Origin of the sequence: Acrocarpospora catenulata (assembly GCF_018476525.1) — a bacterium.
In the GTDB taxonomy this organism is placed as follows: domain Bacteria; phylum Actinomycetota; class Actinomycetes; order Streptosporangiales; family Streptosporangiaceae; genus Acrocarpospora; species Acrocarpospora catenulata.
The window spans coordinates 311799-322611 of sequence record NZ_JAHCST010000002.1; the positions used below are offsets into that span (position 1 = coordinate 311799).

Annotated in this window: 1 protein-coding gene; it reads right to left on the minus strand. The window is 70.8% G+C overall.

Going from position 1 to position 10813, the window contains the following annotated elements; translation table 11 throughout:
• Positions 1-22 precede the first annotated feature (22 nt).
• Positions 23-10789 (minus strand): type I polyketide synthase, encoded by a 10767-nt coding sequence (locus tag KIP79_RS03165; protein ID WP_214103133.1) that lies wholly within the window; start codon positions 10787-10789, stop codon positions 23-25.
• Positions 10790-10813: the final 24 nt, after the last annotated feature.

Genomic DNA, 10813 nt, shown 5'->3' on the forward strand with positions numbered 1-10813 from the left:
GGTATTCAGACGCGGGCTCGGGTCACAGATCTCTCGAGCGGCCCAGTTCGTTGTCGATAAAACTGAGGATCTCCTCGGTACTCGCAGATTCGAGCATGTCGGCGACAGCGGTTTCACTAGTTTCCGCGCCGCTCTCGCTCACCTTCGCCAGCAGGTGCCGCAGCCGGGTCGCGATGCCGTTCCGGGCGCGGTCGTCGAGCACGTTGCCGGAGAACGCGGTTTCGAACCGTTCGAGATCGGCCAGCAATGACAGCTCCACCTCGGTGTTCGCTCCGGGAGCGATTTCCGCCAGCACGTATTCGGCGAGGCTCGCGGGGGTGGGGCAGTCGAAGATGAGGGTGGCGGGCAGCCGCAACCCGGTGACGGCATTGAGCCGGTTGCGCAGTTCCACGGCGGTGAGGGAGTCGAAGCCCAGCTCGCGGAACTCCCGCCGCGCCTGGACCGCCTCCGGCGACGGGTGGCCCAGCACCACCGCGGCCTGCGCGCGCACCAGCTCCGTCACCAGCCGCATCCGCTCGGCTTCGCCCAGTCCCGCCAGCCGCCGTACCAGGTCCGCCTCCCCGCCCAGCGAGGTGGAGACCGCCGACCGGCGGCCTACGCGCACCAGGCCCCGCATCAGATGCGGCACCTCAGGGAACGTGCGCAGCACCGACAGATCCAGCCGCGCCGCCACCACCGTCGCCCGGCCCGACGCGGTGGCCGCCTCGAACACCGCCAGCCCCTGTTCGGCCGACAGCGCCGGCATGCCCGCCCGCGCCATCCGCTGCAGATTGACCGCCCCGAGCCCCCCGGTCATCCCGGTCCCCTGCTCCCACAGACCCCACGCCAGCGACAACCCGGGCAGCCCCTGCGCCCGGCGCGACTGGACCAGCGAGTCGAGGAACGCGTTCGCCGCCGCGTAGTTGCCCTGACCGGCGTTGCCCATCACCCCGGCCAGCGAGGAGAAGATCACGAACCCGGCCAGATCCAGGCCCTGGGTCAGCTCGTGCAGGTGCCAGGCCGCATCCGCCTTCGGCCGCAGCACGCTGTCCAGCCGCTCGGGCGTCAGTGACGGGATCGTGCCGTCGGCCAGCACACCGGCGGTGTGGATCACCGCGGTCAGCGGATGAGCGGCATCGACACCGGCCAGCAGGTCCGCCACCGCGTCCCGGTCGGCCATGTCGCACGCCGCGATCGTGACCTCAACGCCGTGCGCGATCAGCTCCGCCTGCAGCTCCACCGCACCCGGAGCCTCCACGCCCCGGCGACTGGTCAGCAGCAGATGCCGTACGCCACGCTCGGCCGCCACATGCCGCGCGAACAACGCGCCCAGACCACCGGTCCCACCAGTGATCAGCACTGTGCCCTCGGGGTTCCAGGCCGGGGCGTCGTGTTCGTCCGGTGACAGCCGGACGAGGCGCGGAACCAACACCTCCCCCTCGCGTACGGCGGCCTGCGGCTCAGTCGAGGCCAGCACGCCGGGCAGTACATCAAGCGGCGAAGACTCCTGATCATCCACGTCGACCAGCAGGAACCGGCCCGGCTCCTCCGACTGGGCACTGCGGACAAGGCCCCACGCCGCCGCAGCCGGCAGATCGGTGACCACTTCGCCGTCGCTCACCGCGACCGCGCCCCGGGTGAGGAACACCAGCCGCGAATCGGCGAACCGTTCATCGGCCAGCCACCGCTGCACCAGGTCCAGAACGCGGGCGGTCAGCTCATGCGCCGACTCCACCACCCCGGCCGCCGGATCCGAGACTATCTCCGTCACCACCACTGCCGGGACCGGATCCGCCTCGGCCAGCGACGACAGATCAACGTGCACCGGCACCGAATGCCCGCCAGGTTCCCCGACCAGATCGGCGACCGCGGGGGCGTGGCCCAGGGCGTCCAAGCTGAGCACCGCCGGCGACACCTGGTCGGCCTGCGGCAGGCCGCCGACCACGGACCATTCCACCCGGAACAGCGAGTCCCATCCGGCTCCGCGATGGTCGGAGCCGGCCACCTGCTCGGTGGCCATCGGTCGCATCACGACCGACCGGGCCGACACCACCGGCTCTCCGGCCGCATCCACCGCGAACAGGGAGAACGCGTCGTCCCCTGTCCGAGCCAGCCGTACCCGCAGCATCGACGCGCCGCCCGCGTGCAGGCACACCTCACCCCAGGAGAACGGCACCTGGCCGCCCTCGGAATCGTCCAGCCCAGTGAACGGCGCCGCTTGCAAAGCCGCGTCTAGCAGCGCCGGATGCAACCCGAACGAAGCCGCGTCTCCTGCCTGCTCCGGCAGACTCAGCTCGGCGAACACCTCGCCGTCAGCACCCCACCAGGCCGCCCGCAGCCCCTGGAACGCCGGACCGTAGGCGAAGCTCTCCTTCGCCAGTTCCTCGTACAGCCCCTCCAACTCGATCGCGGTCGCGTCGGCCGGAGGCCACACCGCCGCGTCGAACGGCACGGCTTCCGGAGTACCTGTCGCGAGTGTGCAGGTGGCGCGCAGCACCCACGGAGCCTCATCGGCCGCGTCCGCCGGACGTGTGTGGACACTCAGGCTCCGGCGGCCCTCTTGTGGTGCGTCCACCGAGACCTGCACCACTACCGCCTCGTGTCCGACGAGGGCCAGCGGCGCGGCCAGCGTCAGCTCTTCGATCACATCGCAGCCGACCTGGTCACCCGCCCGGATCGCCAGCTCCACGAACACGCTGCCCGGCACCACCACCGAACCCGCCACCAGGTGATCGGCGAGCCACGGCTGGGTGCTCACCGACAACCTCCCGGTCAGCACCACCCCATCGGAGTTGGCCAGCGGGATCGCCGCGCCCAGCAGCGGGTGATCCGTCGCGGACAGGCCCAGCACGCGAGGGTCACCGCTCTGCCTGGTGTTCGGCCAGAATCGCTGGTGTTGGAAGGCATAGGTCGGCAGGTCGACCTGGCGACCGCCGGGCAGTACGGCCTGCCAGTTCACCGTCACGCCGCGCACGAACAGCTCTGCGGCCGAGATCAGCACCCGGTCCAGCCCGCCCTCGTCCCGGCGCAACGTCCCGGCGATCACCGCGTCCACCGCGGCCTCGTCCACGCATTCCCCGATGCCGATCGTCAGCACCGGATGGGGACTCACCTCGACGAACACGCGGTGGCGCTGCTCCAGCAGTTCCCCGACGGCCGGGGCGAAGTTGACCGTGTTGCGCAGGTTGTCACACCAGTACCCCGCGTCGAGTTCCGGACCTTCCAGCCACTGACCGGTCACCGTCGACAACATCGGCACCCGCACCGCACGCGGAGCCACCTCCGCCAGGACCTGAGCCAGTTCCCCACCGATCAGATCGACCTGGGCCGAATGCGAGGCATAGTCCACCGCGATACGGCGAACCCGCACCCCATCCTCGGCCAATCGCTCGACCAGTTCCTCAATGGCCGCGACCTCACCGGCCACCACCACCGAGCGAGGGCCGTTGATCGCCGCGACCGAGATCCGCCCGTCCCAAGACGACAGCCGTTCACGCACCTGCTCGACCGGCAACGCCACCGACGCCATCGCCCCGAGCCCCGCCAGCCGGTCGGCGATCAGGCGGCTGCGCAACGCCACCACCCGGGCGCCATCCTGCAGCGACAGGCCACCCGCGACCACCGCGGCGGCGATCTCGCCCTGCGAGTGGCCGACCACCGCGCCGGGACGGACCCCCAGCGACTCCCACACCGCTGCCAGCGACACCATCACCGCGAACGACACCGGCTGGACCACATCCACCCGATCCAGCCCCGGAGCGCCCTCGGCCTGCCGGATCACGTCCAGCAGCGACCAGTCCACGAACGGCTCCAGCGCCGCCGCGCACTCGGCCATCCGACCCGCGAAGACCGGCGACTCCTCAAGGAGCTGCCTGCCCATACCCGCCCACTGAGCTCCCTGACCCGGGAACACCCACGCCGACTTCCCTGCGACATCGGCCACGCCCGAGACAACGTGAGCCGCCGGCTCACCTGCGCTCAGCGCACCCACACCCGCCAGCAACCCGCCACGATCCCGCCCGACCACCACCGCACGGTGCTCGAACACCGACCGCGACACCACCAGCGAGGACCCGACATCGACCGGGTCCAGGTCGGCCGCCTCCACCTGCGCCGCCAGACGACGCGCCTGACCACGCAACGCCTCCGGAGTCTTGGCCGAGACCACCCACGGCACGACACCCGGCGCCTGTTCCACCGGCTCCGATACAGAAGCCTCCGGCCCCTGCTCCAAGATCACATGCGCGTTGGTGCCACTGATCCCGAACGACGACACACCCGCCCGGCGCGGACGGCCGGTCTCCGGCCACCTGGCCGGCTCGGTCAGCAACTCCACCGCACCGGCCGACCAGTCCACATGCGAGGAGGGAGCATCGACATGCAGCGTCTTGGGCAGCACGCCATGCCGGAGGGCCAGGACCATCTTGATCACACCCGCGACACCGGCGGCGGCCTGCGTGTGACCGATGTTCGACTTGATCGAACCCAGCAACAGCGGCCGGTCCTCGTCCCGATCCTGCCCGTAGGTCGCCATCAGCGCCTGCGCCTCGATCGGGTCACCCAGGGTCGTACCCGTACCGTGCGCCTCGACCGCGTCCACCTCGGCAGGAGACAGCCCAGCGACGGCCAGTGCCTGGCGGATCACCCGCTGCTGCGACGGGCCGTTCGGTGCGGTCAGCCCGTTGGACGCGCCGTCCTGGTTGACCGCCGAGCCACGCACGATGGCGAGCACCTGGTGGCCGTTGCGGCGGGCGTCCGACAGCCGCTCCAGGACCAGCATGCCCACGCCTTCGGAATAGCTGGTGCCGTCCGCCGCGTCGGCGAAGGACTTGCTCCGGCCGTCGGGGGCCAGGCCGCCCTGCGCGCTGAAACCGATGAACACCGCCGGCGAGGCCATCACCGTCACACCACCGGCCAGCGCCAGATCGCACTCCCCCGACCGCAGCGCCTGCACCCCCATGTGCATCGCCACCAGCGACGACGAGCAGGCGGTGTCCACCGTCACCGCCGGGCCCTCCAGACCCAGCGTGTACGAGATCCGGCCGGTCGCGACGCTGCCCGCGGCACCCGTGCTGATGAAGCCCATCGCCTCCAGCGGGAGTTCCGCGGTCATCGCGTAGTCGTGATACATCACACCGGCGAAAACACCCGTCCGGCTGCCACGCAAGGAGAGCGGGTCCATACCCGCCCGCTCGAAAGCCTCCCAGGACGCCTCCAGCAGCAGCCGCTGCTGCGGGTCCATCGCCAGCGCCTCACGCGGCGAGATCCCGAAGAAGCCAGGATCGAACTGCTCGCTGCTCTCCAGGAAGCCACCGTCGCGCACGTAACTGGTGCCCGGGTTATCCGGATCCGGGCTGTACAACGCTCCCAGATCCCAGCCGCGCGTGGTCGGGAACTCACCGATCCCGTCCCCGCCCTCGGAAACCAGCCGCCACAGATCCTCCGGAGAGTCGACCTCGCCCGGGAAACGGCACGACATGCCCACGATCACGATCGGATCGTTCGTCACCGGCGCCATCGCCGTGGGCACCACCACATCGGCGCCCTCGCCGAACAACTCGTTCAGCAGAAACTCCGCCAGCACCACCGGAGTCGGATAGTCGAACACCAGCGTGGACGGCAACCGCAACCCGGTCGCGGAGTTCAACCGGTTACGCAACTCCACCGCGGTGAGGCTGTCGAAGCCCAGCTCACGGAACTCCCGCCGCACCTCCACCATCTCCGGCGAGGCGTGCCCGAGCACCGAGGCCACCTCGGTGCGTACCAGATCCAGCAGAACCTCGGCACGCTCGGCCGCCCCCAGCGGAGCCAGCCGATTCAGCAACGTCGCCGCCACCACCGAACCGGACGCCGCCGACCGCCGACCGCCCCGCACCAGCCCCCGGAACAACGGAGAGACCTCGCCGAAGGCGCGCAGCACCGCCAGCTCCAACCGGAGCGGGATCACCACCGGCCGGGCCACCCGGCAGGCCGCGTCGAACAGCGCCAAGCCCTGTTCCACCGACAGCGGTGGCATGCCCGTCCGGGCGATCCTCCGCATGTCGACCTCGCTCAGCGTGCCGGTCAAGCCGGTGTCCTGAGTCCAGGGACCCCACACCAGCGACTGCGCCGGCCGCCCCTCGGCACGACGCGACTCGGCCAGCGCGTCCAAGAACGTGTTCGCGGCGGCATAGTTGGCCTGCCCAGCCGCGCCCATGACACCCGCGAGCGAGGAGAACAGGACGAACGCCGCGAGGTCCAGGCCCTGGGTCAGCTCGTGCAGGTGCCAGGCGGCGTCCACCTTCGGCCGCAGCACCGACTCCAGGCGCTCCGGTGTCAGCGAGGGAATCGTGCCGTCATCCAGCACACCGGCGGTGTGCACGACCGCGGTCAGCGGATGCTTCTCGTCCACGCCGGCCAGCAGAGCCGCCACCTGGTCCCGGTCCGCCATGTCGCACGCCGCGATCGTGGCCTCGGCGCCGTGCGCGATCAGCTCGGCCTGCAACTCCACCGCACCCGGCGCCTCCAAACCCCGGCGGCTGGTAAGCAGCAGATGCCGTACGCCACGCTCGGCCACCAGATGCCGGGCCAGACTGCCGCCCAGACCACCGGTGCCACCGGTGATCAGCACCGTCCCGTCGGGATCCCACGGCCGCTCGACCTCTTCCGCGGGTGCCACCCGCGCCAGACGGGGGACCCGTACCCCACCCTCGCGCACCGCCACCTGCGGCTCACCCGAGACCAGCACCCCGGCCAGTACGGGTGAAGACAGCTCACCGTCGACATCGACCAGCAGGAACCGGCCCGGGTTCTCCCACTGCGCCGACCGCACCAGACCCCACACCGCCGCAGCCGCCAGATCGGCGACCACCTCGCCCTCCCCCGCCGCCACCGCACCACGAGTGACGAACACCAGCCGGGAAGCCTCGAACCGCTCATCGGCCAGCCACCGCCGCAACAGCCCCAGGACCTGAGCGACCAGCTCGTGGGTCGACTCCACGGTGCCGGCCGTCTCCGACGAGCCGACACTGAGCGTCAGCACATCCGGCACCACCTCCAGCAGCGCCAGGTCAGCGAGAACCTCTTCGGTGAGCTCGGCCACATCCAGCCCGGCGTCGGACACCGGCGCGTGAGCCGGCACCCATTCCAGCCCGAACAACGCCTCCCGCTCCGCCCCCGGACCACTGCCGGCGGCGGCGAGCTGGTCGGCCGAGACCGGCCGCGACACCAGCGACCGCGCGGAGAGCACCGGCTCTCCAGCGGCGTCCACCGCGCTCACCGACACGGCGTCGTCGCCCACCTTGGCCAGGCGGACGCGCAACAGTGCCGCTCCGCTGGCGTACAGGGTCACCTCCTGCCAGGAGAAGGGCAGCCGCGTACCCGCCGCGGTGTCCAGCCCGGCGAACGCGATCGCGTGCAGGGCGGCGTCCAGCAACGCAGGATGCACCCCGAAGCCACCGGCATCCGACTGCGCCTGCTCCGGCAACGCGACCTCGGCGAAGACCTCACCACCGGTGCCACGCCAGGCCCCCCGCAGGCCCTGGAACACCGGGCCGTACCCCAGCCCTCCCTCGGCCAGCTCTTCGTACAGCCCGTCCAGCTCGATCGCGGTCGCGCCGGCCGGGGGCCACACCGCCGTATCGAAGTGCGCGGCGGCCTGAGCATCCGTGGTGAGCGTCCCGGTGGCGTGCCGCACCCACTGCACCTCGTCACCGGCCTGCGCCGGCCGGGAGTAGACACTCAGGGTCCGGCGGCCGGTCTCCTCCGGGGCGCCTACCGCGACCTGGACCGCGACCGCGTCATCCTTGCCCAGCACCAGCGGCGCGGCCAGGGTCAGCTCCTCGACCAGGCCGCAGCCGACCTGGTCACCCGCACGGACCGCCAGCTCCAGGAATCCGGTGCCTGGGAAGAACACCATCCCCGCCACCGTGTGATCAGCCAGCCACGGCTGCGTTCGCAGCGAGATACGCCCGGTCAGCACCACTCCGTCGGAATCGGCCAACCCGACCGCGGCGCCAAGCAGCGGATGATCCGTCGCGGCCAGACCCGCCGCCGCCACGTCCCCCGCACCGGCACCGGCGCTCTCAAGCCAGTACCGGCGGTGCTGGAAGGCGTAGGTCGGCAGGTCGACCCTGCGCCCACCGGTCAGTACGGCCTGCCAGTCCACCGTCACGCCGCGCACGAACAGCTCGGCCGCCGAGACCAGCACCCGGTCCAGCCCGCCCTCGTCACGGCGCAGGGTACCGGCGATCACCGCATCCACCGCGGCCTCGTCCACACATTCGCCGATGCCGACCGTCAGCACCGGATGCGTGCTCACCTCGACAAACGCCCGGTACCGCTGCTCCAGCAGCTGCCCGATCGCCGGGGCGAAGTTGACCGTGTTGCGCAGGTTGTCACACCAGTACGCCGCGTCGAGTTCCGGCCCCTCCAGCCACTGGCCGGTCACGGTCGACAGCATCGGCACCCGCACCTGCTGCGGCACCACCCCTGTCAGGACCTTGGCCAGTTCCTCACCGATCAGATCGACCTGAGCCGAATGCGAGGCATAGTCCACCGTGATACGCCGGACCCGCACCCCGTCCTCGGTCAGATGCTCCACCAGCTCCTCGACGGCTTGCAGTTCACCGGCGACCACCACCGAATTCGGGCCGTTGACGGCCGCGACCGACACCCGCCCGTCCCAGCCGGTCAGCCGCTCACGGACCTGCTCGACCGGCAACGCCACCGAGGCCATCGCCCCGAGCCCTGCCAGCCGGTCGGCGATCAGGCGGCTGCGCAGCACCACTATCCGGGCGCCGTCTTGTAGAGACAGGCCACCCGCGACCACAGCAGCAGCGATCTCGCCCTGAGAGTGGCCGACCACGGCATCGGGGCGGACCCCCAGCGATTCCCAGACCGCCGCCAAGGAGACCATCACCGCGAACGACACCGGCTGGACCACATCCACCCGATCCAGCGACGGAGCACCCTCCGTCTGCCGGATCACATCCAGCAGCGACCAGTCCACGAACGGCTCCAGCACCGCCGCACACTCCGCCATCCGACCCGCGAAAACCGGCGACTCCTCAAGCAGGGCAGCACCCATGCCCGCCCACTGCGCCCCCTGGCCCGGGAACACCCACACCGACTTCCCGACGACGTCGGCCACACCCGCGACCACACGGGCCGACCCCACTGCGATCACGCCACCCCGCAGGGGGGCTCCGGCGTCGTCCGTGCTCAGCGGGCCGAGACCGGCCAGCAACTCCTCACGATCACGCCCGACCACCACCGCGCGGCGCTCGAACATCGACCGCGTTGTGGCCAGCGAGAACGCCACATCGACCAGCCGCAGATCCTCCGCCGCCGCCACATACTCGGCCAGCCGGCCGGCCTGCGCCCGCAACGCGTCATCGGATCTGCCCGAGATCACGCACGGCAGCACACCCGCCACCGGCGCCGGGTCCGCCGCGTCCAGCTCGGCCTGCGGCGTCTCCGGTGCCTGCTCCAAGATCATGTGAACGTTCGTGCCGCTCATCCCGAACGACGACACACCCGCCCGGCGCGGACGGCCCGTCCGCGGCCACTCCACCGGCTCCGTCAGCAGTTCGACCGCGCCCGAGTCCCAGTCCACCCGCGAAGATCGCTCGTCCACATGCAACGTCTTGGGCAGCACCCCATGCCGGAGAGCCAAGATCGTCTTGATCACGCTGGCCACACCCGCCGCGGCCTGCGTGTGACCGATGTTCGACTTGACCGCCCCGAGCAGGAGCGGCTGCCCCTCTGGCCGGTCCTTGCCGTACGTGGCCAGCAACGCCTGGGCCTCGATCGGGTCACCCAGCGTCGTCCCGGTGCCATGCGCCTCGACCGCGTCCACGTCAGCGGGACTCAGTCCCGCGACGGCCAGCGCCTTGCGGATCACCCGCCGCTGCGAAGGACCGTTCGGCGCGGTCAACCCGTTGGACGCGCCATCCTGATTGACCGCGGAACCCCGGACGATCGCGAGGATCTCGTGCCCGTTGCGGCGGGCGTCCGACAACCGCTCCAGCACCAGCACGCCCACGCCCTCAGACCAGCCCGTGCCGTTCGCGGTGTCGGCGAACGCCTTGCACCGGCCGTCGGGCGCCATCGCGCCCTGCGCGTTGAACCCGAGGAACACCAGCGGCGAGGCCATCACGGTCACCCCGCAGGCCAGCGCCAGCGAGCACTCACCCGACCGCAGCGCCTGCGCCGCGAGGTGAATCGCCACCAGCGACGAGGAACAGGCCGTGTCCACCGTCATCGCCGGGCCCTCCAGGCCCAGCGTGTAGGACAGGCGTCCGGACAGCACACTGGCCACCGTTCCGGTGACGCTGTCGCCCTGCCCGCCTTCCAGGACCAGGCTCATGTAGTCCTGGCCGTTGGTGCCCACGAACACGCCGGTGGAGCTGCCCTTCAGCGAGACCCGGTCGATCCCGGCCCGCTCGATCGCCTCCCACGACGTCTCCAGCAGCACCCGCTGCTGCGGATCCATCCCCACTGCCTCACGCGGCGAGATCCCGAAGAACCCGGCGTCGAACTCCACCGCATCGGACAGGAACCCGCCCTGGCATCCGACCCCCATGGCCGAGATGCCCTCCACATCCCAGTCCCGATCGACCGGGAAGGAGGAGATCGCGTCCTCACCGTTGATCAGCAACCGCCAGAAGTCCTCAGGCGAGCCGACTCCGCCGGGAAAGCGGCAGGCCATCGACACGATCGCGATCGGATCGTGCCGATGCGACTCCAACTCTTCAAGCCGTCGACGGGTCTCGTGGAGATCGGCGGTGACCCACTTCAGGTACTCAACGAGCTTCCGATCTTCGGACATCAGAGTGGCCCTCCAATTCAGACG

Coding starts and splice junctions, on each gene's coding strand:
- KIP79_RS03165 (WP_214103133.1), bottom strand. CDS start 10,789: ATGTCCGAAGATCGGAAGCTCGTTGAGTACCTGAAGTGGGTCACCGCC.